Origin of the sequence: Sorangium sp. So ce406 (assembly GCF_051474675.1) — a bacterium.
GTDB classification, from domain to species: Bacteria; Myxococcota_A; Polyangia; order Polyangiales; family Polyangiaceae; genus Sorangium; species Sorangium cellulosum_G.
The window spans coordinates 9,639,291-9,662,958 of record NZ_CP150340.1 but is presented as its reverse complement, the minus strand read 5'-3'; the positions used below and the strand labels follow the sequence as shown (position 1 = coordinate 9,662,958).

Below are 23,668 nucleotides of genomic sequence, written 5' to 3'. Positions count from 1 at the left end.
CCTCCGCGCTGGACCTCCGCGACGACGGGTGCTCGCCCCGCCGATCCTGCGCTAGCCTCTCAGGGAAGTGGGGGGCAACGGTCGCCCGGGATTCCCCTATGCCGCAGAGCTTCAAGGACGACACGCTTCAAGATCTCTCGGTCTCGGCGAGCGGCACCCGCGAGGTGTCCGAGCCCAGGGACGCGGCGGCGACCGGCCCGCGGCAGGTCCTCGCCGGCCGGTACGAGCTCCTCGGGCTGGTCGGCATCGGCGGCATGGGGAGCGTGTACCGCGCGCGCGATCTGGAGCTCGAGGAGGTCGTCGCGGTCAAGGTGCTGCGCCGCGAGCTCAGCGGCGCCCCCGAGGTGATCGAGCGGTTCCGGCGCGAGGTGCGGCTCGCGCGCAAGGTGACGCACCCGAACGTCGCGCGGGTCTTCGACATCGGCGAGCACGACGGCGACCGGTTCCTGACGATGGAGTTCGTCGACGGCGAGGCGCTCGCCGGGCTCCTCGCGCGCGAGCGGCGGCTCAGCGTGAGCCGGGCCATCGACATCGTGGAGAGCGTCTGCGCGGGGCTCGGGGCCGCGCACCGGGCCGGCGTCATCCACCGCGATCTCAAGCCGGACAACGTGCTGCTCGGGCGCGACGGGCGCGTGATCCTGACCGACTTCGGGATCGCGCGCGCGCTCGCGCGGGACGGCGAGGCGGGCAAGACGCTGGGCGCCGTGCTGGGGACGCCGGCCTACATGGCGCCCGAGCAGGTGCAGGGCGCGGCCGACGTCGACGCGCGCGCCGACCTCTACGCGCTCGGCGCGATGCTCTACGAGATGCTCACCGGCGAGCGCGCGTGGCAGGGCGACGCGCCGCTCGCGGTCGCCGCCGCGCGGCTCATCGCCGACGCGCCCGACCCGCGGCACCGGCGCGCCGACCTGCCCGACGCGCTCGCGCGCGTGGTGCTCCGCTGCATGGCGCGCGAGCGGAGCGACCGGTACGCGTCGGTCGAGATGGTCGCGCAGGAGCTCGGCTCGCTCACGCGCCCGGCCACGATCGTCCCCCCGGCGATCACCCCGCCGAACGAGCGGCTGCCGATCTCGGGGGTGATCTCCGGGACGGGCGACGCCGGCAAGAGCGTCGCGGTCCTCCCGTTCACGAACCAGGGCTCCCCCGCCGACGCGTACCTGGCCGAGGAGCTGACGGACGATCTCATCGACACGCTCTCGATGACCCCGGGCCTCCGCGTTCGGCCGCGCGTGGCGATGGCGCGGTGGCAGGGGGGCGATCCCGATCCGCGCGAGATCGGGCGCGAGCTCGGGGTGCAGGTGGTCGTCGGCGGCTCGGTGCGGCGGCGCGACGGCACGGTGCGCATCAGCGCGCGGCTGCTCTGCGTGACCGACGGGTTCCAGCTCTGGGCGAAGCGCTTCGACCGCCCCGAGGCCGAGGTGCTGCGGATCAACGACGAGGTGGCCGAGGCGGTCGCGGAGGCGCTCACCCTCGCCGCGTCGGCCCCGAGCCGCGCGGCCCCGAGCGATCCGGTCGCGCTCGACCTGTTCCTGCGCGGCCGCCACGAGTACCGGAGGTTCTGGCCGGAGCACCAGGAGCGCGCGATCGCGCTCTTCGAGCAGGCGCTCGCGCGCGAGCCCGACGACCCGATGATCCTGTCGGCCTACGCGCTCGCGCGCTCCCGCTTCTGGTTCTTCACGGACCAGGGCGGCGACCTCGCGACGGCCGCGGCGGCGCGGGCCGCCGCCGCGGCGCCCGGGCTCCCCGACGCGCGGCTCGCGATGGCGTCGGTGAAGTTCCAGCGCCTCGACGTGGTCGGCGCGATGCGGGAGCTCAAGGCCGCGCTCGCGACGCGCTCCGGGCACGCCGAGGCCGAGGGCCTCATCGGCACCATCCTGCTCGAGTGCGACGCCTTCGAGCACGGCGTGCGGCGCGCGCGGTCCGCGCTCGCGCGCGATCCGGACGTGACGCTCGCGGCGTACGCGCTGGCGCGCGCGTACTCGCTCCTCGGCAGGTGGGCGGAGGCCGACGACGTGATCAAGGTGCTCCCGTCGACGGGCAGCGGCTCGGGCCGCGCCGTCCTCCACATCCGCCGCGCGCTGTGGCAGCGGGACCCGAGGGTGGTCGAGGCGCTCGCGAGGGGGCGCGTGAGCGAGGCGTTCCCGGGCATCTCCGCGCCGTTCGCGCAGATCGCCGCCGAGGTCCTGGAAGGCCGGTTCGCGGACCTCCGGACCACGCCGCCGCCGGGCGCGGGCGCGCCGCCGGTCCCGGCGCTGCGCCGCACGTCGTTCATGTGGCAGCTCCAGGCCGAGTTCGCCGCCTTCCTCGGCAACGCGGAGCTCGCGCTGGAAGCGCTCGAGCGCTCGCTGACCGACGGCCTCTTCGATCTGAGCTGGCTCGATCGCTGCCCGGTCCTCGAGCCCCTGCGCGGCGACGCGCGCTTCAGGGCCATCCTGGCCGAGGTGGAGCGGCGCGCCTCCGCCGTGGTCGCTGTGTACCACGAGCGCTGACGCGTCCAGCGGCGCGCGACGTCAGCTCGGCGCGCGGAAGAGCGCGAGCACGCCTGTGTAGAGGGCGAGCTTGATCTCGCCTGGCGCCGAGGGGGCGATCTCGAAGCTCGAGTGCATGCCGGCGATCGGCAGGTCGGCGAAGCGCTGGCGCAGGATGCGCGCCTCCACGTCGGGCGCGCCGTACAGCCCCTGGCCGCGCCCGGCGCAGCTCAGGTAGAGCGCGAAGCGGGGGGCCGACCCGAGCGCGCTCCGGGACACCTGCCGCGCGATCCCGTCGAGCCCGGCGCGGCCGGCGGCGGCGTCGCGCACGGCGAAGGCGAGGTGCGCGCCGGGCTGCGCGTCGTCGCCGAGCAGGAGCCCGCGCCGCGAGGGATCGATCCCGCGGATCGGCCGCAGCACGTAACGGACGGGAGGCGCGGAACCTGCGGGATGTGCGGAACCTGCGGGGCCAAGCGCCGCCGGATCCGCGGCCTCGCCGCGCCTCGCCGCGGATCCAGCGCTGGGCTCGCGCGGCGGATCGGCCAGCGCGGCGAGGACGAGCGGCTGCGCGCCCGCCTGCTCGCCGAGCGTCGCTGTCGCGGCGGAGAGCAGGTCGAGCGCCGAGCGCCCGCCGGCGCGCAGCACGACGCCGCCGCTCACCTCCTCGACGGGGTGGAAGGCGGAGAGCAGCCTGGCGGCGGGCGAGGCGTCGACGATCGGCGGGGCGAACCCCGTGATCGCGAGGCCCGTCACCGCGCCCTCGATCAGCTCGCCCTGCGACGTCACGCCGAGGGCGGCGCCGGACGCCGTCCCGGCGCCGAACAGGCACGCGCCCGGCGCGCAGGAGCCGAGCCCCTCGAGCATCCCGGGCGAGAGCGCCCCGGGGCGGGCGAAGAGGATGGCCGTCGCGGCGCGGTGGCCGATGGTGCGGGCGAGCGTCTCGCGCAGGGCGTGGCCCGGGTCCTCGGCGCGCTCGGGCAGCGCGAACGGCGTGACCCGCCCGCCGGCCCAGAGCACGCCGCTCGCCCCGGTGTCCCCCTCGAGCTCGCCGCGCTCGCTGAGCACGCCCGCGGCCGGCACGACGCAGGCGGGGATGCCGCGCCATGTGCTCCGGACGAGCTCGGCGACGCCCGCGGCGCGCTGGGCGAGCTGGCCGGAGACGAAGATCACGCCGCCCGAGGCCGACGGGACGGCGCTGCGCAGCTCGGCCAGGTGGTGGACAAGGCCATCCGGCCCACAGGTCGCGGAGAAGCTTCGTGCCATGGCTGGCCTGTCCATCCTAACCGAGCCGTCGCCCACTCGACAGGCCCCGCTGAAGGAGTTTATCGTGCGACAGTCGTGCCGACGACTCGGGGCTCTCCCCACGGGCGGCGATCGAAGGACCTGGCAAGCTCGATGAGGATCCAATCATTTGGCCGCACCGACGTCGGGCGCCACCGGCGCGCCAATGAGGATGCTTTCTTCCGGGACGACGAGCTCCGCCTCTACATCGTCGCGGACGGGATGGGCGGGCACGCCGCCGGCGAGGTCGCGAGCGCCGAGGCCGTCGAGACGATCTACGGCATGGTGAAGCGGGGCCTGCCCGCCATCGGCGACCCCGACGAGCCGCTGACGCAGCCCAAGGCGCGCGCGGTGCTGCGCATCCTCGAGGGCGCGATCCAGGCGGCGACGTACATGGTCTTCGCCATCGCCGAGCTCGACCGCGACAAGAGCGGCATGGGCACGACCATCAGCGCGGCGCTCGTCGTCGGCGGCGCGCTCGTGACCGGCCAGGTGGGCGACAGCCGCATCTACCAGGTCCGCAACGGGACCGCGGTGCAGATGACCGAGGATCACACGCTCATCGCCTGGCAGATCAAGAATGGGCTCATCTCGCCGGACGAGGCGAAGAGCTCGCCTCACCGCAACGTGATCACGCGCGCGGTCGGCAACAGGGACTATGTCGAGGTCGACACCTCGATCGTCGCGGTGGAGGAGGGCGATCGATACCTGCTCTGCTCCGACGGGCTGCACGGGTACCTGCACGCCGAGGAGGAGATCGCGAGCATCGCCTCGAAGGGCGGCGACACGGCGGTCGACCTCTTCATCGAGCTCGCGAATCGCCGCGGGGGGCGGGACAACATCACCGCGGTGCTGGTCGAGGTGGGCTGACGCGGCCGCGCCGAAGTCGGCTAGGCTGCGCGCATGGCGTTGAAGGACAAACTGGTATCCGAGGGGATGAAGCTCGCCGCGAACCCGAACGTGGCGAAGCTGATGCAGGACGAGCGCTTCATGCGGCTGTTCATGACGGCGATGAGCGTGCCGGGCCGGGTCTCCTCGTTCACGGCGGAGCAGAAGGAGACGTTCGCCAAGGCGATGGGCCTGGCGACCGCCGAGGAGGTCCGCGACCTCAAGCGGACGGTGGCCTCGCTGGAGCGCGAGATCGCGCGGCTCAGGCGGGAAGGTTGATGCGGGGGTGAGCGACGGGCGCGGCGCGCGCGAGGCGCCGCGCGCTCTGACGAACGGGCGCGGCGCGCGAGGCGCCGCGCGCTCTGACGAACGGGCGCGGCGCGCGAGGCGCCGCGCCCTGGCCTGACTACTTCGTGTCGCCGCGCGCGTAGATGCTGGCGACGTAGTCGAGCACGTCGCGCGCCGAGACCTCGTTGTACCCGAAGTACTTGATCATCCGGGTCTTGATGATGTCGATCTTCTCCTGCGTCTCCTTGTCGATGACGCTCGACACGAGGGTCTGGAGCTTGATCGCGTCCTTCTGGTCCTCGAACAGCTTCAGCTCGAGGGCGCGGCGGAGCCGGTCATTCGTGTGCCACTCGAACTTCTTGCCGTCGACCGCGAGCGCGCCGATGTAGTTCATGATCTCGCGGCGGAAGTCGTCCTTGCGGTTCTCGGGGATGTCGATCTTCTCCTCGATCGAGCGCATGAGCCGCTCGTCCGGCTCGACGTCCTCGCGGGTGAAGCGGTCCTTCACCTTCTCCTTCAGGGTGTAGGCCTTGATGGAGTCGATGTAGTTCGCGGCGAGCTTCTGGATCGCGTCCTCGTCGGCGCTGATCGCCCGCTGCACCTCGTTCTTGACGATCTCCTCGTACTCGCGCTTCACCATGCCGATGCACTCGGTGTAGCGCTTGCGCTGCTCGTCGTTCGTGATGAGCGAGTGGTGGCGGAGGCCCTTCTCGAGCTCGCTCATGACCATGAAGGGGTTGATCGTCCCCTCGCCGAGGTCGTTGACGAGCGCGTTCGAGATCTTGTCCTGCACGTAGCGGGGGCTGATGCCCTCCATGCCCTCGCGCGACGCCTCCTTGCGGAGCTCCTTCACGGTGTCCTGCGTGTAGCCGGGCAGGACCTTGCCGTCGTAGAGCTTCATCTTCTGGACGAGCGAGAGGTTGTGCTTCTTCGGGTCCTCGAGCCGGGTGAGCGCGGCCCACATCGCGGCGACCTCGAGCGTGTGCGGGGCGATGTGCTTGCCGCGGATCTTCTCCTTGTTGAAGTCCTTCTCGTAGATCCGGATCTCCTCCGACACCTTCGTGATGTACGGGATGTCGATCTTGATCGTGCGGTCGCGGAGCGCCTCCATGAACTCGTTGTTCAGGAGCTTCTTGTACTCGGCCTCGTTCGTGTGGCCGATGATCACCTCGTCGACGTCCGTCTGGGCGAACTTCTTCGGCTTGATCTTGTGCTCCTGCGACGCGCCGAGCAGGTCGTAGAGGAAGGCGACGTCGAGCTTCAGGACCTCGATGAACTCGACGATGCCGCGGTTCGCGATGTTGAACTCGCCGTCGAAGTTGAAGGCGCGCGGGTCCGAGTCCGAGCCGTACTCGGCGATCTTGCGGTAGTTGATGTCGCCGGTGAGCTCGGTCGAGTCCTGGTTCTTCTCGTCCTTCGGCTGGAAGGTGCCGATGCCGACGCGGTCCTTCTCGCTGAGCACGAGGCGGCGCACGCGCACGTGCTGCATCACCTTCGACCAGTCGCCGCCGTACTTGTCCATGAGGCGGTTGAAGATGAAGCGGCACGCCGGGTCGAGGTCGCCCTCGGTGCGGACCTGGAACTGCGGGCTCGACAGGCCGAGCTCGCGGAACGCGCGGTCGCGCCAGGACGGCGGGATGAGGCGCAGCGGCTCCTCGTGCATCGGGCACTTGAAGCGGGAGCTCTCCGTCCCGGCCATGCCGACGTCGTCGAGGTTCACCCAGTCGAACGTGTAGAGCGCGCCGTCGGGCGTGGTCGAGTAGTGCTCGATGCCCTTCTTGAGGAGCCGGGCGATCGTCGACTTTGAAGAGCCGACCGGGCCGTGCAGCAGGATGACGCGCTTCTCCGGGCCGAACCCCTCCGAGGCCGCCCGGAGCACATGGACCAGGCGCATCAGCGGGATGTCGAGGCCGTACACGGCGTCGGCGCCGCCGTGCATCTCGTCCTTGAAGAAGTTGTACCGGATGAGCTTCTTCTTGTTGTCCGTGTACTCCTCGATGCCGTAGCGGATGATCATGTCATACGCCCGCTGGAACGCGTTGCGCGTCACCTGCGGGTTCTGGCGAACGACCTGGAGGTACTCTTCGAACGTGCCCTCCCACGCGAGATCGCGGTAGAGCGCGAAGTCCTGCATCGCCGCGATCTTTTCAACCATCCCTGTCCGCATCTCGCCCATTTCGCACCTTTTTCTCCGGGGCTACCGCGGGGCGGCCATGGCCGCCGGAGGTGCGCGAGCAGCGCTCGGCTCGCCGAGCTCCGCCCTCGTCTTGCGCCGCGCGCCCAGGGGGAAGCCAAAGCTTAACACCGATCCCAGAACTGCAAGCTCGCGGCGCCCTGGAGCGCCCTCCATCCGGAACGGCAGCGCGCCCCGCCGTGCCGCGCGCGCCCTGCCGCCGGAGGGGCCGCGCGCGGCGCACCGCGGTGCGCGCTGTCGCCGAAGGGGGCGCGGCGGTGCGCGCTGTCGCCGAAGGGGGCGCGGTGCGGCGCGGGCTGTCGCCGAAGGGGGCGCGGCGACGCGCGCTGTCCCGAAGGGGGCGCCGACGCAGCGTGCCCGCGGCGAGCTCGGAGGAGGTGCGAGGGCGCCTGCGGGCAGGCGACGTCAGCGCTGGTCGGGCGCGCCGGAGGGCGCTCCGCTCTCGACGACGCCGGGCCAGGAGTCGACGTATTCCGACGGCTCGCCGGGCCTGGAGATGTCGATCCAGAAGACCTTCCCGGCGCCGGGTCGGCGCACGTCGACGTGAACGAACTTGCTGTTCGGGTAGAACCCGCAGCCGACGTCGGCGAGCGTGCGACAGAACTGAAAGAGCGCCGCGTTCGGCACCCCGGTGACGAGGATGTCCATGGCGCGCCCCTCGGCGTGCTGGCTGTGATGGCCGCCCGAGCCCTTGCCGCGCGCCGCCGGCCCGTCGCCGACCGGGCGCGGCCGGTACCCGCTGAAGATGTGGATCCCGCGGCGCGGGAAGGCGTCTGCGACCTGCTGGAGGAGCCAGAGCAGGCGCGGGTGGACGATGCGGACCTGGGGCACCCACTCGAGCGCCCGCTGCCAGGTGTCGGCGTCCGGCTCGTCGGGGAGCGCCTCGCCCGGGTCCGGCGCCTCGGGCGGGCGGGCCATGATCGACAGGCGATCGAGCGCGCCGGGCGCGACGGAGCCGTCGCAGCGCACCAGCTCGAAGGCGTCGTGCTGGCCGCCGTACCGGGCGAACTGGACCGGCCCGCGGCGGCAGCGCCAGTCCGGCGGCTGCTTCTTCGGCGGGTCCCAGATCAGGTCGAAGCCGTTCGACGAGAGGCTCGGCCCCGTGGTCGCGAGCAGCGGCGGGCTGACGATCGGATCGAGCTGGCGGAGCCACGCCGGGGTGGCCGGATCGAGGTGGAGCGGGGCGGGCGGCTCGAACGGCGAGAACGGCGAGAAGGGGGCGTACGCGTTCGCGAAGACCGAGGTCCCGGCGACGGCGGCGGCGAGCCCGCGCTCGCCCAGCGTGTCCCCGGCGTCCGGCCGCGCGCCGCCCCAGGCGAGCTGCCACCACGGCTGCTGCTGCCATTTGCCGTAGGCGCTGGTCATGTAGAGCCGGAGCGGACCGGGGCGCTCGACGGCGGCGTTGCGGAAGGCGCGGAGGAGCGGCAGCTCGGGCGCGACCGTCTCGTCCAGGTTGAAGGTCGCGCGCCTCGGCGGCTCGTCGAGAAGGCTCGCCTCGGCGCGCGGCGGGGCAGCGACGAGCGTGGCGGCGAGGCCGAGGGCGGCGGCGAGGCTCTGGACGGCGGCGCGGGACGGTGCCGGCATGGGATCGACGGGGCGGACGAACCGGACGAGGGGGAAGGAGGCTCACCCGGCGGGCGGGCGACCCTGGTTTGCCACAAACCGCCCGGTCGGGGGATGAAAACATACCTCGGCCTGGCCGGGCCCCCTTTTGCGGCGCCCCTCGCGGCGCTCGCTCAGGCGGGCGCGGACGCGCGCGTCAGCCGGTCGCGCACGGCGTCCCAGGCCGGATCCTCGGGGACGGCGGCGATGACGATCACGTCGCAGCCGGCGTCCTCGAGGCGGTGCAGCGCGGCGTAGAGCGCCGCCGCGTAGCCGGCGGGGTCCGCGGGGAGGAGCTCGGCGTGCGGCCCGGGCGCGGTGCGGCTGCCGCGCTCGACGGCGCCGGCGCGCGCCCCTGCCAGCGCGGCGCGCGCGACCTCGTCGCGGACGGCTGCCGTGGGGACCAGCGCGACGCGCGCGCGCGGGGCGTAGTGGCGCGCGTGCGTCCCCGGGGACGGCGCGCGCTCGCCCGGGGCGGTGATCAGGCCGGCGGTGGTCTGGAGCGGCACGAGGGCGGCGATCGCCTCGGCGGCCACGTGCCCCGGGCGAAGCAGCCGCGCGGGCGAGCGCGTGACGTCGACGATGGTCGACTCGATGCCCACCGCGGCCTCGCCGCCGTCGACGATCGCGTCGATGCGCCCGCCGAGGCTCTTCTCGACGTGCTCGGCGGCGGTCGGCGAGATCGCGGTGGAGCGGTTGGCGCTCGGGGCGGCGATCGGCAGCCCGACCGCCTCCAGCAGCGCGCGCGCGACCGGGTGCACGGGCACGCGGATCGCCACGGTGGGCCCGCCGGCGGCCACCTCGTCGGCGACGCGGTCGGGGCGGCGCGCGACGATCAGCGTGAGGGGCCCCGGCCACATCGCCCGCGCGAGCCGCTCCGCGTCGTCGGGCCAGCTCGCCGCGAGCGCGCGGGCGGAGGCGACGTCGGGCACGTGGACGATCAGCGGGTTGCCGGGCGGCCTTCCCTTGGCCTCGAAGATGGCGCGCGCCGCGCGCCCGTCGTCCGCGCGCGCGCCGAGCCCGTACACCGTCTCGGTGGGGAAGGCGACGAGCCCTCCGCGGCGGAGGATCTCGGCAGCCCGTGCGATGGATGCCGCGTCCGCGGCGAGCCGCTCGGTTCGCATGCGCCGCCGTCCATGTTGCCCGGGCGCGCGGGAGGCAAACGAAAACCGACGTGGGGTCGGCGGGGCGAGCGCGCGGCCGAGGTCGCGGAGCATGCCGGCGAGGAGGGTGCTGTCGCCGTGGTCAAGCGGACCTGTCGCGGCGCACCGGGTTGCTGGGGCGAGGCCCGTGCGCGGACTCGCTGGCTGACGAACCCCAGCGTGGCGGAAGCCGCGTGCGCACCAGCGCACCACCGGCGCGGTCGGAATTGGAACTGCGGCTGACTCGCCGACTTTTGCGTTGACGTCCACGGACGAACCGAGAAATAGTGTTCGTGGTTACAGGGCCGCGTCGCGACCCTGGGGGGTTCCGTCATGGTCACGCGCGCGCACGGCAAGGCCTGCCTGCTCTGCGCTTGTGCGCTCCTCGTTGTCCCGTGGCCCGCGCAGGCCCTTGAGCTCAGCGGTGGAGTGAGCGTGGGCGGGATCCAGGTCGGGACCGAGCCCAGGCTTGCGGTGAGTCCTTCTGTCGGGTGGCTCTGGCGCAGAGAGAAGGACTTCCGGATCGAAGTCCACAACATGCTCAGCATCGTCCCAGGGGCACGTGTAGGGGTCTACGATCGAACGGCCGTTACGCTTGGATACGTCACGAAGACAGGTAACGTCAGTCTTGGGCCGTCCCTGGCGATCTACGCGATGCCCGTGTGTGGTGTCGTGTTCTGCGACAGCGTGGTGGGTCTTGCTCCAGGTGTTCGCGGGCAATCTGATTGGTTCTTTGCTGGTCGTCTGGGCGCGTCCGTGAGCGCTAACGTGGACTGGGCCGGCGGGAGTAGCCGATTTCTTCCTGGTAGCTGGGTTGTGATGGTCGCTGCTGGGCCTGTTTGGAGATTCGGTGGGGAGTCCAAATGAACAAGCTGTGCGCTCTTCTAAGTTTGGGTCTCGCGGGGTGCAACTTCGATGTCGGAGACTGTTACCTCCGGAGTGAGGGCGAGAGCGGTGCCGGCGGCATCATCGTCACCGCGGCAGGGGTCGGCGGCTACGGCTTCGGCCCGACAGGGACCGGAGGCTTCGGGCCTGTGCCGCCGCTGGAGCCGCAGGACGTGGATCCCGCTCCTCCCGTCTGCAACATCGCGGCCCAGAGCCCATGCAACGAGAAGTGCGAGGCGGACTACGAGTCTGCTTCCGTCGCATGTGGTAAGTTCGAGAACGAAGCGCAGCGGAGGGCGTGCGGTGAGAGCGCCTACGCTGATTATCGTAGCTGTCGAGAAAATTGCGAGCAGACGAGTAATCAAAGCTGTAACGAGAAGTATCAGGATTGCATGAACCGCGGCCCGTGGTCTCGTGCAAGACCAGGGTCTGGAAGCGAAGGCACGAAGTGTCGGAGCTGCTTTAAACGGTGTGAGTCCGGGGATCCTCCATCGCTGGAATGCAAAAAGTGTTTGTTCTGAGGTTTTAATGACTGTTCACATCACTACAAATGAGGACATTCGGAGAGCGGTCCGGCGCGGGCTTCGCCTTCCTGTGCGTTCTATTCGCGATAACGTGCTGGAGGGGCCGTGTGCGTCCGATCCGGAAGTCCATTGTGAGCAGCGGTGTGATTATTTGCGCGTTCGAGGGAGGGAAAGGACGCAATTCTGGTCGCGGTTTCATGATGTCATCGACGCGCTGAAATCGCGGCAAAAGATCGTCGTGTGGACGTCCGGGTTGTGGAGTGATAAGCTGATGCTGTGGGCGCTCTGCGCGTGGAGGCTCCGCTATCGGCCCGAGCACCCGGATCTCGACATTGTCATCCTGGGAGATGCGCCGGAGGATGGGTTTAGCCGTGGATTCGTCCATGTGAAGCCGGCTGACGCGCGCCGCGGCCTGGACGATGCGCGCGCTCTATCTCGGACGCGCGTCCAGCACATGGCGCGCTCCTGGCGAAAGGTTTCCGGTCGGTCTCCGGTCCTGTCTACCGAGGGTGCGCGCGCAGCGCGAGCACGGAACGATCTCGTGGAGCTGGGCACCCACCAAGCGGCATTCTTTCCTCGGGGGGACGGTAGTACGCTCACCATGTCACGGATTGACGAGCTACTGTTCTCGTGTCTCGGTAATGACTGGTTGACGCCCGTGGACGTATTAACTCACCGTTCATCGGCTGGCGCAGAGCTGCTTCAGCATTGGATGATACGCATCAGCGACTGCTTTTTTGCCATACGGCTGCGCCAGTGGGCCGAGCACCGGGGGGCTGAGGCCGCGCTGGAGAGTGTGCCCCACAGGACGGACAGACCGCCTATGCTGGAGGCTCGCTATCGGTTGACGGCTGTCGGCGATGAAATAAAGCGACACGGTCTCGCTGAAATCGCTCAAGGGCCGCCGCTGCCGATGTGGGGGGTCACGGCGTACGACCCGGCGGCCCCGTGGGTCGTCGTGGAGGGCCCTTCGGGGGCGCGCCTGCAGCGGCTCGGAGCGCGCCCCAACGTGCAAGCGTAGCGATCCCGATCCTCGAGGCGCGGGCCGTGGCAAACATCGCGCCTTCCGCGGCGGAGACCTCGGCAGCCCGTGCGCTGCTCGTTCGATCGGCGGGGCGACGCCGCCGAGCGGTCTCCACCTCCCCGGCCCGTCGCTGCGACGCCCCCCGCGGGGTCTCGACCAAACGCGGAGGCTCTCCAGGAGCCGGCAGAGAGGTTGCGACCTCTCGATTTGTATGAAAAGATCCATTTCTTTTGATCGGGACCTCGTCGCGGCCTGAAAAGATCCCCCGCGATCGGTCGCGACCTCGCCGTGGGCTCGTGACGAGCGTCGGCGCTGATCGCGACCTCCGGGACAGCATCTTTTCGACGAGCCGGGTTGGTCTCGATCCGTCGCAAACCGGCGGGCCGATTGACGGGCTCTGCCGCGTCGCCGTCTCCTGGCCGGACACGCTGTACCCCGCTCAAGGAGGTCTATCGCGATGTTGAAGCACCTGATGATCGAAGAGATGGTTGCCCTCGTGTCCCCGTGGATCGAGAACGCGCAAAGAAAGCGGCTGTTCCTCTCGATCCCCGAGATCGCCGGCCTGCACCCGAAGGTCGTCGCGGCCCATGAGGCCGTGCTCGCGGTCCGCCCGAGCAAGGCAGGGCTGTCGGCCGCCATGAGCGCCTTGAACGACGAGCTCGCGCGCGTCGACGACCGTCACGATCACCTCGCCAGGGCCGTTTGCTGGGGCATCGACGCGCACCGCGCGCATTGCCTCGGTGCGGATCCTCCGGACAGGGAGCGCGCCGCGACCTGCGACCAGGCGCAGCCGAAGCTGTTCCCGAGCGGGCTCAACATCATCAAGGCATCTCCGACGGCGGAGGCGGGCAACACCGCGCGCGTCGCCAGGCTCCTCGACGAGGAGCCGTCGATAGGCGAGTTTCTGAAGGGGATCCCGGCGCCCGGGAAGACGACGCTGCTCCACACGACGCAGCGGTGGATCAAGACAGGCAAGGAGCTCGAGGCGATCGAGCACCGGCGGGACGAGCTCGCCGCCAAGGAGAAGACGGCGCCGGTGACCAAGGCGACGGTCGCGGCGGCGCGCAGCCAGTGGTTCCGGGTCGTGTCCGCGGTGCTCTCCAACCTGGAGCTCTCCGACGCGCCGGCCGAGGCGGTCGAGACGATCCGTGGGCCCGTGCTGAAGGCCTCGGAGCGGGCAGGAAAGCGGTATGGCGGGGCGCCCGCGGGCGAGGGGCCTGGCGTGGAGGAGCCGGGGCAGCCGGCGGTCGGTGAAGCGGAGGAAGAGGTGGTCGCGGGGGACGGCGAGCTCGTGAGCTGAGCCGATCCCCGGTCGCTCTCGCTGTCCGGCCGGGCGCCAAGGAGCCCGCGGCGCTCAGGGCGCCGCGGCGCGGCCGAGGGAACGGCCGTCGCCATCGGCGTCGATCCAGAGCGGCGCCGTCATCGCGAACGGCAGGATCTCGTCCGGCGCGCCGGCGAGCACCGGTTCGAGCGGCCGCCGGCCCCGGACGATCGCGACCACGAAGGTGTCCTCGGCGACGGCGATCGCGCCGTGCGCGCTCTGACCGGACCGGCTTGCGCCGAGAGCTCCGCCGTCGCGGGCACCCAGCCGCGGCGGCGGTCGCCCACCGCCGCCCCCGAGGACGACGGGGATCGCGATCTCGTCCACGAGCGCGCCCGCCGGCGTGGTGCGCGCGCCCTCCAGGGGGATCGGCGCGCCGTTCGCGACGCCGCCGACGAGCACGTGGAGCTCCCGCGCGTCGACCCACGGGGCGCGCTCGACCCGGATCGAGAGCGACAGCGTCTCGCGGCGGGCGCCGGGACGACGCGCCGAGGCGACGCCGCCCTGGCGCGTGTCGCCGAGGCGCATCGTGACGAACGGGCCGTTCGTGATCACCACGTCGCGCCGGCGCCGCAGGCCCGCGACGAGGTCGGCCACGTCGAGGCGGCCCGGATCGTCGTCGGCGACGCCGACGTACGTGCGCGGGTAGCCCGGCTCCGCGCCGAGGAGCCCGTGCGTGTCGCTCGTCGCCGTCGGCGTGACCGGACGGGACGCGCGGAGCAGCACCCAGAGCTCCTCGAGGGCGCTGTCGCGCGCGGCGACCCCGCGCCCGGTCCAGACCTCGAGGGCGTCGGCGCCGGCGCCGTCCCCGACGATCTGCGCGAGCAGGCTCGCGGCCTGGTCGGGCGCGGCCTGCGCGTGCAGGGGCGAGCCGCCGGCGCTCGCGCGGCTCACCTGGACGACGCGCTCCCCCGGCAGCGCGCGCACCTCGCGGAGGATCTCGCCCGCGGCCTCGTCGACCCACCGCAGCGCGCCCTCGCGAGGCGCTGCCGCCTCGCTGCCGAGCGGGAACACGCCGAGGCTCCCGATCCCGGCGCCGCGCCGGCCGCTCGTGAGCTCGACGCCCGGGAGCACGCGCAGCTTCGCGTCGAGCCGCAGGACGGCGGTGTCCCGCCGGAGATCGGCGGCGAGGGCGAGGTTGTGCTCGCTCGTCACCGCGCACTCCACGCCCTCGACCGCGTTCGACACGAGCCGCGCGGTCGTGTCGACGCCCGCGTCGGCGCTCTGCGCCGTGTGCTGCCGGAGATCGCAGCCGATGTAGCCCGCCGTGTCGACCACCCGCTCCAGCGTGAGGTCGAGCCGCGCCCTCGTGTTGTCGGCGATGTCGACGGTCGCCTCGGCGAGCGCGTACTCGGGGCCGCGCGAGGCGACGACCCGGAGCCGCCCCGGAGGCAGGGAGAGCTGGAGCTCGCCCGTGAGCGTGAGGTGGGGCGGCGACACGGCCTTGCCTGTCGCGGCGTCGAGGAGGCTGACCTTGGCCGGCGTGAGCGGCACGAAGAGATCCTCGCCCTCGGCGGGCGCCGAGACGCCGCGCTCGTGCAGCACGATGTCGAGCTGCCCGGCGCCGGAGAGCGCGAGCCGCGCGGGGGCGATCTCGCCGGCGCGGATCCGGATCCGCGCGCTCGCCAGCGCGCGGCGGCCGCTCCCTTCGAAGCCGACGAGGTAGAGGCCGGGCGGCGCCTCGGCGGCGAGCGGCGCGCGCTCGCCGGCCCGCAGCCAGAGATCGATCGCCCCGGCCGCCGGCGCGGCGCCGCCCTCGGCGATCGGCGTCAGCGTCACCCTGCCGGCGAGCGGCGGGAGCGGCGCGCCGCGGGCGTCCACGAGCTCGATCGCGACGCCGCCGGGCGCGCCGCCGCCGAGGAAGAAGAGCTCCGTCGCGACGGCGAGCGGATCGCCGCGCGGCGCGACCGCGAGGACCCGCTGGTACGTGGCGCGCCCCCCGGGCGGCAGCGCGGCGGGCCGGGCGAACGTCGCGTCGCTGAAGCCGGCGCCGCTGCGCGCGCGCAGCGGCGCGCCGTCCGCCGCGGCGAGCGCGTACGCGACGCCCGTCCCCACGCCGGCCACGTAGGGCGCCTCGCGCTCGCCGCGCGACCCCGGCGCGGTGCCCGGCGCGCTGGCCGGCGCGATCGGCGCCGCCGCGCCCCAGTGGACGACGTCGCCGAGGTCGAGCCCCTCGATCGGCGCGCCGCCGTCGTTCTGGATCGACGTCGCGATCACGAGCGCCCGGTCGCGCGGCCCGAGCGTGTAGCGGGTCGTGACCGACAGCGCGCCGCCCGCGCCGCCGCGCCCGCGCACCTCGATCCAGGCGGCGCCGTCCTCGCCGGCGCCCGTCGCGAGCTCGCTGTAGACCGCCTGCCGCGCGGGGGCGCCGAGCCGCGCGACGATCTGCCCGAGCTCGTCGCGCCGCGCCCGCGCGTCCGCCGCGTCGATGACGTGGCCGCCGCTCTCCGCGAGCCCCGCCCCGGGGCCGAGCTGCTCGACGACCACGACGATCTCGTCGTTCTCGAGCACGTGGTCGCCGGGCCGCCCCGCCGCGAGCGGCCCCGAGAGCGCGTCCGCGGGCCCCGCGATCCGCCGGACGCGCGCCGGCCGCGCCGCGCCGTCGGCCCTCGGGCAGAGCTCGCCCTGCTCCGCGTCGCCGTGCCCCCACCGGCACAGCATGCCGAGGCGCTCGGCCGCGCCGGACGACACGACCACGCTGCCGTTCTGCGCGGGCGGCGCGCACGTCGCGCAGGCGAGCGCCAGCGCGGCGAGGCCCCCGGGGCGGCGCCCCCGGACGGCGGCGGGACGGAGCGGCCTCTCGGGCGAGCGGATCATCGGTGCTGTTCCGATGCGCGACCGCCGCCGCTGCTTGGGTCCGGAGCGCGCGGGGAGGAGCAGGCAGCGCCCCCTACTCGTCGTCCACCAGCTCCGGGTAGTCGCCGGGCGCGAGGTTGTCGAACCGGGTGCACGACGAGGTGAACCGCGTGAGCACCTTGCCCGTCGGCCCGTTGCGCTGCTTGGCGACGATGAGCTCCGCGATGCCCTTCTGGTTGGTGGTCTCCGCGTTGTAGTACTCGTCGCGGTAGATGAAGATGATGTTGTCGGCGTCCTGCTCGATGGCGCCCGACTCGCGGAGGTCGGAGAGCTGAGGGCGCTTGTCCTTGGTGGTCCGGGTCTCGACCGCGCGGTTGAGCTGCGACAGCGCGATGACCGCCACCTTGAGCTCCTTCGCGAGCTGCTTCAGCCCGCGGGAGATCTCGCTGATCTCCTGCTCGCGGCTGTTCACGCCGTCCCGCCCCTTCATGAGCTGCAGGTAGTCGATGACGACGAGCCCCACGCGCCGCCCCGGGTGGCCGTCGCTCGGCGCCCGGTCGTACTCGGCCTGGATGCGCCGCACCTTGGCGCGCAGCTCGAGGAGCGAGATCGCCGGCGTGTCGTCGATCCAGATCGGCAGGGTCGACAGGAAGGACGCCGCCTCGGTCAGGCGGCGCCAGTCGTCGGGCTGCAGGAAGCCCTGGCGGAGCTTGCCGACGTCGACGCGGCCCTCGCTGCAGACCATACGTGTCGCGAGCTGCTCGCGCGGCATCTCGAGCGAGAAGACCGCCGCGCCGAAGCCGGGGTCGTGCCGCTCGACGCCGTGCCCCACGTCGTCGGGGCCGGGCGAGCTCACCGTGCGCGGCGACGCGACGTTCACGGCGAGGTTGAGGACGAACGACGTCTTGCCCATGCCGGGGCGGGCCGCGACGATCGTCAGGTCGCCGTCGTGCAGGCCGGCCGTCTTCGCGTCGAGCTTCTCGTACCCGGTCGAGATGCCGGTGATCCGGTCGCCGCGCTCGGCGGCCGCGGTGATCTGCTCGAACGCGGCCTTGAGCACCTGGGCGATCGGCTGCGTCGACGTCCCCTGCGGCGTGCGCGCGAGCTGGTAGACCGCCTGCTCCGCGCCGTCGATGAACTCCTGCACGACGCCGACGTCGCCGTACCCCTCGGCCGCGACCCGCTGGCACGTCGCGATGAGCTGGCGTACGCGCCACTTCTCGTACACGACCCGCGCGTGTGCGGCGACGTGGGCGACCGCCGGCGTCGCGTCCGCGAGCTGGGCCAGGTACGCCGCGCCGCCGACCTGGGCAAGGCGCTCGCGGTCGCGGAGCCAGGACGCGACCGACACGATGTCGATCGGCGTGCCGGCGGCCGCGAGCTCCTGCGCGCCCTCGTAGATGCGGCTGTTCGCCTCGCTGTAAAAATGGTCCGCCTTCAGGATCTCGAGCACCCGATCGAGCGCGTCGCGGTGCAGCAGGATGGCGGAGAGCACCGCCGCCTCGGCGTCGAGGTCGTGCGGCGGCACGCGCCCGGCGACGATGGGGGGCTCGACCCTCTGAGGCCGCTGGCCGCGGCGCTCCATCATTCTCATCATCCGTGCATCTCCTCCCCACCGATTCCCCCCATCCCGCCCCGAGCTTTTCCACAGGAGCCGAAATGGGCGACGCCCCGAAGGCGCAACGGTCCTTCGGGGCGTCGGGTGCAGGGTCGATTTCCGTCTATCAGAACATGGGCAGCCCTGAGAAGGGTTTCTGTTTGCATCGCAGTGAGCGTTCGTGCGGTGGCCATCTCAATGCAGGATCCACGTTCAGGCGACCCCCCTCCGATCGCGGCGGAGGAGCAGCGCGTCCAGGCGAGGCGCCGCGGGCGGCGAGGTATGGAAATCGCGCAACCCCGGTCTCATCGCCATTTCCCTTCGCGCCTGACTGAGCTGCGATGGCGCCTTGCGCCCGGCCATGAACCATCACGGGAGCCGCCATTGTGGATCACAAAACGCGTCAAACAAGGATTGAACCCGCCGAGGTTGTCTGCGTTGGTGAAGCGCTGTGGGACCTGATTGCGCCGGAGGGCATTCCGCTGGAGCGGGCAAAATTGCTGCGCCGCGTGCCTGGCGGCGGCGCCGTGAACACCGCGACGGCGCTCGCCCGGCTCGGCGTGCCGTCGGGGCTGTGCGCCGCGGTGGGCGACGACGCGCTGGGGCGCGGGCTGAGGGATGAGGTCGCCGCGGCCGGCGTCGACGTGAGCCGGCTTGCCCTGGGCGCGGCGCGCACCGGCCTCATGTTCGCCGCGATCGAGCGAGGCGAGGCGCGTTTCCTCGGGTACAGGCAAGGCGACATCGAGGCGCGCGCGCTCGCCGCGGCGACGCCGGCGCGATGGCAGACCCGGGTCGTGCATTTCACCGGGATCGCGCCGGTGCGCGGGGCGGTCGGCGCGGTCGCGCGGGCGGCGGCGAGCGCGCGGCGCGAGGGGTGCGCCGTCTCGGTCGACGCGAACGCGCGCCCGCGGATGTGGCCGCGCGCCGAGCGCGCCGCGGGCGAGCCAGGCGCCGGCGTGCGCGGCTGGTTCCGGCTCCTCGGCGAGGCCGACCTCGTGAAGTGCAGCGTCGGCGATCTCGACGTGCTGGGGACGACGGCGCGCGCGCTCCGCGATCGGCTGCGCCCGGAGGCGACGCTCGTCGTCACCGACGGCGCGCGAGCGACGCTCGTGCTCGGCCCGGGCGGCGAGCGCTCGGTCGCGCCGCGCCCGGTGCGGCCGCTCGATCCGACGGGCGCGGGCGACGCGTTCTGCGCCGGCATGCTGGCGAGCCTGGTGTGGCAAGAGCGAGCGGCGTGGGCGGACGCGACGCTGATGCTGCGCGCGGTGGCGCGGGGGCACGACGTCGCGCGGGCGTGGGTGAGACGGAAGCGCGGCTGAGGTGGAAGCGCGGGCGAGCCCGCGCCTGGTGGACGGGGTGGAAGCGCGGGCGAGCCGCGCTTGGCGGACGGGGTGGAAGCGCGGGCGAGCCGCGCTTGGCGGACGGGGTGGAAGCGCGGGCGAGCCGCGCTTCCGGGCGGGCGCTACTTGGCGGCGACCGTGACCTCGACCGACGCCGTGATCGACGGGGCGAGGCGGATCGTGACGGCGTGGGCGCCGAGCGACTTGATCGTGTCGGTCTCGATGCGGCGCCGGTCCACGCTGAACCCCTGCGCGGCGAGCGCCTCCTCGATGTCGCGCGCGGTGACCGAGCCGTACAGCTTGTCGCCCTCGCCGACCGGGCGGCTGATCGTGAGCTTGACCTGGTTGAGCTTGCCCGCGAGCTGCTCCGCCTCGGAGCGCGTCTTGGCGGCGCGCGACTCGGCGACCCGCTTCTCGTGCTCGATCCGGGACACGTTCTCGGCGGTGGCGCCCACCGCGAGGCCGCGCGGGATGAGGTAGTTGCGCGCGAAGCCCGGGCGAACCTTCACGAGCTCGCCGCTCTTGCCGACGTTGTGGAGATCCTCGGTGAGGACCACATGGATGTGGGTTGCCATGATCGACCTCCTACGCCGTCACGGTGAACGGCAAGAGCGCGATGTTGCGCGCGCGCTTGATGGAGAGGGTCACCTTGCGCTGGTGGCGCGCGCAGTTGCCGCTGATGCGGCGCGGGACGACCTTGCCGCGCTCCGAGATGAAGTACTTGAGCGCCTGCGGGTCCTTGTAGTCGATGACCAGCGCCTTGTCCGCGCAGTAGCGGCAGACGCGCTTCCGGCCCGTGCGGCGGCGCCCGGGGGCGTCCGCGTTCAGGTCGGGCGTGCGCCCGAAGTCCCGATCGTCGTAATCACCGCCGCCGTTGCGGCCCATGTCGTTGTTGCGGCCGTTCATTGCTCAGCTCTCCTCCTCGTCGGTCGCGCCTTCCGCCTCGCCCTCTTCGCCGTCCTCGAGATCCGGCGGGGCCGCCTCGGAGCTCCGGTCGACGCGGCGCTCCGGCTCGATCAGGCCGAGCTGACGCTCGCGCGAGTCGTCGCGGTCGTCCTCCAGCGGCGCGAGCTCGAGGCGCTCAAACTTCACGTCCTCGTCGGCGATCGTGACGCCCTGGGCCTCGACGTCGTTGCGCACGAGCACCGTCTGGTACTTCAGCACGCCGTCGGACAGGCGCAGGTTGCGCTCGACCTCGGAGACGACCTTCCCGCCGCCGAGGTACTTCAGGTACACGTACACGCCGCGGCGGTGCTTCGCGATGTCGTACGCGAGGCGGCGGCGCCCCCACGTCTCGACCTTGGTCAGCCGGCCGGCCTCGCGGCTGACGACCTCGGCGAGGCGCGACCCGATCCGCTCGGCGCCGTCGGCGTCGATGTCGGGTCGCAGGATGTAAATCGTCTCGTACTCTCTGGCGCGCCCGGGCGCCGTTACCTGTCGGCTCATTCCGTCTTCCCTCTCGGACAATGGCCCCGGGGCGACGCCCCGGAGCGAGGAAAGGAGCAGCGTGTCGAGCGACGCACCGGCGCGCTCGACACGCTGGCTCCGTAGAGGATCAGGGCTTCTGCGTCGGAGGGAGGGGTCCCCTCTCTCCCTTCGCGGTCGGGGCTGGGTCTGTCGACCCGTCCCCTTCGCCCTTCTGCCTCTTGCCCGGCTTCTGCCGGGCGTTTCGAACATTCATCGCGGCGTCGAAGCCGCGGGCGGCGACTTCTAGCACACTTTGGACAGCTTGCTTCAAGCAGTCGGGCAGCCCCGCGCGCTCGACGGCGTCGAACCCCGACAGGACGTAGTCCGCGACCTCGCCCCGGAAGCCGGCGGGCGGCCGGCCGATCCCCAGGCGGACGCGCCCGAAGTTCCCCGTCCCGCAGTGCGCGATGATCGAGCGCAGCCCGTTGTGCCCCGCGTGGCCGCCGCCGACCTTCAGGCGAACCGTGCCGAAGGGCAGATCGAGCTCGTCGTGGAGCACGATCAGCCCGGACGGCGCGATCTTGAAGAAGGCCATGGCCGGCTGAACGCTCCGCCCGGACTCGTTCATGTAGGTCATGGGCTTGAGCAGGATCGCCGGCTGCCCGGCGATCTCCGCCTTCGCGTGCACGCCCGAGAACTTCTCGCGAAACGGATCGGCCCGGACCTCCTCGGCCAGCGCGTCGACGGCCATGAAGCCGACGTTGTGCCGGTGAGCGGCGTATTCCTTGCCCGGGTTTCCCAGGCCGACCACGAGCAGCATGACGGGCGGGTTCTGAGCTCTGGAAGGAACGAGGGCGGGGCGTCGCGCGCGGGCAGGCAGGCAGCGCGGGCCGCGCGCGCCTCGCCGCGAGGCAGGCCGCGCGCGTCTCGCCGCGCGGCCCGCTTCAGGGCTACTTCTTGTCCTTCTTGTCGCCGGCCGGAGCGGCGCCGCCCTTCGCGGGAGCGGCCGCGCCAGCGGCCGGAGCAGCGCCCGCCGCGGCGGGCGCGCCGGCGGCCGGCTTCGCCTCTTCCTCGGCGCCGGCCTTCTCGGGCGCGTTGACCACGGCGATGGTCTGGTCGTCGGCGAGCAGGGTCTTCACGCCCTCGGGCAGGCTCAGCCCGCTGGCCTTGTACGACTCGCCCATGTCGAGCTCGGTCACGTCGATCTCGACGAACGACGGGATCTTCTCGGGCAGGCAGCGCACCGGGATGGTGCGGAAGATCTGCTGGAGCACGCCGCCGGTGACCACGCCCTTCGGCTTGCCGACGCAGCGGAACGGGATGTGGACGTCGACGGGCTGGTCGAGCTTCACCTGGATGAAGTCGGCGTGGACGAGCTCCCGCGAGACCGGGTGGTAGTCGTAATCGCGCACCATGACGGTGAGCGTCTCGCCGTTCTCGACGGCCAGCTCGACCACGGAGTTCTTGCCGTGGTCGGAGCCGAGCACCTGAAGGAGCGCCTTCGGCGAGACGGCGACCGAAATCGGCGCGAGCTCGCGCCCGTAGGCGATGGCGGGAATCTGTCCGGCGCGGCGCAGGCGGCTCGACGCGCTCTTGCCGCTCTCCTCGCGCCTCGTGGCGTTGAGCTTGATGATCTCCATGTCGACGGCTCCAGAAGTGACCCGGGGGGTCCGCGATGCGCGGTCCGCTCCGGCGTAGGGTGCGGCGCTATAGCAGAACGAAGAAGAGAAAGTCGAGCCTTCGTCGCCGGGGACGCGTTTTGTGGCAGGGGCGCGGGGGCGACCTGCGTCGCCTGCGCTTCTGTCACCCCGGTCGGCCGCCGGGCGCGCTCAGCCGGTCAGACGAAGAGCGAGCTCACCGAGTCCGAGTGGTGGATGCGGCGGATCGCCTCGGCGAGCAGCCGCGCCACCGAGACGACCTTGAACTTGCCGGAGGCCCTCGCCTCCTCGGAGAGGGGGATCGAGTTCGTCACCACCACCTCGGTGAGGGGCGACTCCTTGATGCGCTCGACCGCCGGGCCGGACAGGACCGGGTGCGTCGCGCAGGCGGCGACGCTCTTCGCGCCCTGCTTCATCAGGGCGTTGGCGGCGTTGACCAGGGTGCCGGCGGTGTCGATGAGGTCGTCGAGGATGAGGCAGTTCTTGCCGGCCACCTCGCCGATGATGTTCATCACCTCGCTCTCGTTCGCGCGCTCGCGGCGCTTGTCGATGATCGCGAGCGTGCCCTGGAGGCGCTTCGAGTAGGCGCGGGCCCGCTCCACGCCGCCGGCGTCCGGCGAGACGATGACGACGTCCTTGCCGTAGTTCTCGCGGAGGTGGTGGTCGAGCAGCGCCGGCATCGCGAACAGGTGATCGAACGGGATGTTGAAGAAGCCCTGGATCTGCCCGGCGTGCAGGTCGAGCGCGACGATCCGGTTCACCCCGGCGGCGACGATGAGGTCGGCGACGAGCTTCGAGGTGATCGGCGTCCGCGGCGCGACCTTCCGGTCCTGTCGGGCGTAGCCGTAGTACGGGATGACCGCCGTGATGGAGCCGGCCGAGGCGCGGCGGAGCGCGTCGACCATGATCAGGAGCTCCATCACGCTGTCGTTCACCGGCGAGCAGGTGGGCTGGACGACATAGGTGTCGACGCCCCTGACGTTCTCCTGGATGACGCAGAACGTCTCGCCGTCGGAGAAGCGCGACACGCGCGACTTCCCCATCGGTTGCTCGAGGACCTGACAGATTTCCTGGGTCAGCGCGAGATTGGCGTTGCCGGAGAAGATACTGACTCTCTTGAACACGGCGCGCCTCCAGCCCATTTAGGGAGGCGCGGCTCTATCAGCCTGACATGGGGCCGTCAAGCGACTCTGTACATCGGACGCTCGGCTGTACGGGTGTATCGTGCCCGCGGCTTCTTTTCCGGCTCGCTT

Annotated in this window: 17 protein-coding genes; 5 read left to right on the top strand and 12 right to left on the bottom strand. The window is 72.1% G+C overall.

Translation table 11 applies throughout. The annotated features are described in order from the left end of the window. Positions 1-98: 98 nt before the first annotated feature. Entirely contained in the window at positions 99-2,489 is a 2,391-nt protein-coding gene (locus WME96_RS36230) for a protein kinase domain-containing protein (RefSeq protein ID WP_437286147.1), read from the top strand. 21 nt (positions 2,490-2,510) lie between these two features. Here the strand turns inward: WME96_RS36230 and WME96_RS36225 are convergent, their stop codons facing one another. Further along, complete coding sequence (locus WME96_RS36225) at positions 2,511-3,731, bottom strand: FIST C-terminal domain-containing protein (RefSeq protein WP_437286146.1); 1,221 nt, start codon at positions 3,729-3,731, stop codon at positions 2,511-2,513. A 132-nt stretch (positions 3,732-3,863) separates the two neighbouring features. Between WME96_RS36225 and WME96_RS36220 the strand changes: the two genes are divergently transcribed. Both WME96_RS36220 and WME96_RS36215 read left to right on the top strand, forming a co-directional pair. Then, positions 3,864-4,619, top strand: a complete 756-nt coding sequence (locus WME96_RS36220; RefSeq protein WP_061607275.1) for a PP2C family protein-serine/threonine phosphatase — start codon at positions 3,864-3,866, stop codon at positions 4,617-4,619. 33 nt (positions 4,620-4,652) lie between these two features. Beyond that, positions 4,653-4,916, top strand: coding sequence for a hypothetical protein (locus WME96_RS36215; RefSeq protein WP_061607276.1), 264 nt, complete (start codon positions 4,653-4,655; stop codon positions 4,914-4,916). A gap of 127 nt (positions 4,917-5,043) precedes the next feature. Here the strand turns inward: WME96_RS36215 and WME96_RS36210 are convergent, their stop codons facing one another. From WME96_RS36210 to WME96_RS36200, 3 genes are all read right to left on the bottom strand, one after another. After that, positions 5,044-7,101 carry a PrkA family serine protein kinase gene (locus WME96_RS36210; RefSeq protein ID WP_437286145.1) on the bottom strand — a complete coding sequence of 686 codons (2,058 nt, stop codon included), beginning with the start codon at positions 7,099-7,101 and terminating at the stop codon, positions 5,044-5,046. Between the two features lie 423 nt (positions 7,102-7,524). Beyond that, entirely contained in the window at positions 7,525-8,703 is a 1,179-nt protein-coding gene (locus WME96_RS36205) for a YcbK family protein (RefSeq protein WP_437286144.1), read from the bottom strand. Between the two features lie 152 nt (positions 8,704-8,855). Beyond that, positions 8,856-9,845, bottom strand: a complete 990-nt coding sequence (locus WME96_RS36200; protein WP_437286143.1) for an L-threonylcarbamoyladenylate synthase — start codon at positions 9,843-9,845, stop codon at positions 8,856-8,858. A gap of 2,908 nt (positions 9,846-12,753) precedes the next feature. Here WME96_RS36200 and WME96_RS36195 point away from each other — a divergent pair. Beyond that, on the top strand, positions 12,754-13,596 hold the full coding sequence (locus tag WME96_RS36195) for a hypothetical protein (RefSeq protein WP_437286142.1): 843 nt from the start codon (positions 12,754-12,756) through the stop codon (positions 13,594-13,596). A 54-nt stretch (positions 13,597-13,650) separates the two neighbouring features. Here WME96_RS36195 and WME96_RS36190 read toward each other — a convergent pair whose 3' ends face one another. After that, a complete protein-coding gene (locus tag WME96_RS36190; RefSeq protein WP_437286141.1) occupies positions 13,651-16,434 on the bottom strand; it encodes a hypothetical protein in 2,784 nt (927 codons plus the stop codon). 73 nt (positions 16,435-16,507) lie between these two features. Further along, positions 16,508-18,010 (bottom strand): replicative DNA helicase, encoded by a 1,503-nt coding sequence (gene dnaB / locus WME96_RS36185; RefSeq protein ID WP_061613829.1) that lies wholly within the window; start codon positions 18,008-18,010, stop codon positions 16,508-16,510. 386 nt (positions 18,011-18,396) lie between these two features. Between dnaB and WME96_RS36180 the strand changes: the two genes are divergently transcribed. Beyond that, positions 18,397-19,329, top strand: coding sequence for a carbohydrate kinase family protein (locus WME96_RS36180; protein ID WP_437286140.1), 933 nt, complete (start codon positions 18,397-18,399; stop codon positions 19,327-19,329). Between the two features lie 143 nt (positions 19,330-19,472). Here the strand turns inward: WME96_RS36180 and rplI are convergent, their stop codons facing one another. The 6 genes from rplI to WME96_RS36150 all read right to left on the bottom strand — a co-directional run bounded on the left by rplI (position 19,473) and on the right by WME96_RS36150 (position 23,539). After that, on the bottom strand, positions 19,473-19,925 hold the full coding sequence (gene rplI / locus WME96_RS36175; protein WP_061618025.1) for a 50S ribosomal protein L9: 453 nt from the start codon (positions 19,923-19,925) through the stop codon (positions 19,473-19,475). Between the two features lie 10 nt (positions 19,926-19,935). Further along, on the bottom strand, positions 19,936-20,256 hold the full coding sequence (gene rpsR / locus WME96_RS36170; RefSeq protein ID WP_061611043.1) for a 30S ribosomal protein S18: 321 nt from the start codon (positions 20,254-20,256) through the stop codon (positions 19,936-19,938). A gap of 3 nt (positions 20,257-20,259) precedes the next feature. Then, positions 20,260-20,796 (bottom strand): 30S ribosomal protein S6, encoded by a 537-nt coding sequence (rpsF, locus tag WME96_RS36165; RefSeq protein WP_433929211.1) that lies wholly within the window; start codon positions 20,794-20,796, stop codon positions 20,260-20,262. Positions 20,797-20,905: 109 nt separating this feature from the next. Next, positions 20,906-21,577 (bottom strand): aminoacyl-tRNA hydrolase, encoded by a 672-nt coding sequence (pth, locus tag WME96_RS36160; RefSeq protein ID WP_437286139.1) that lies wholly within the window; start codon positions 21,575-21,577, stop codon positions 20,906-20,908. Between the two features lie 130 nt (positions 21,578-21,707). After that, on the bottom strand, positions 21,708-22,397 hold the full coding sequence (locus WME96_RS36155) for a 50S ribosomal protein L25/general stress protein Ctc (RefSeq protein ID WP_437286138.1): 690 nt from the start codon (positions 22,395-22,397) through the stop codon (positions 21,708-21,710). A 197-nt stretch (positions 22,398-22,594) separates the two neighbouring features. Next, entirely contained in the window at positions 22,595-23,539 is a 945-nt protein-coding gene (locus tag WME96_RS36150; protein WP_433929208.1) for a ribose-phosphate pyrophosphokinase, read from the bottom strand. Positions 23,540-23,668 lie beyond the last annotated feature (129 nt).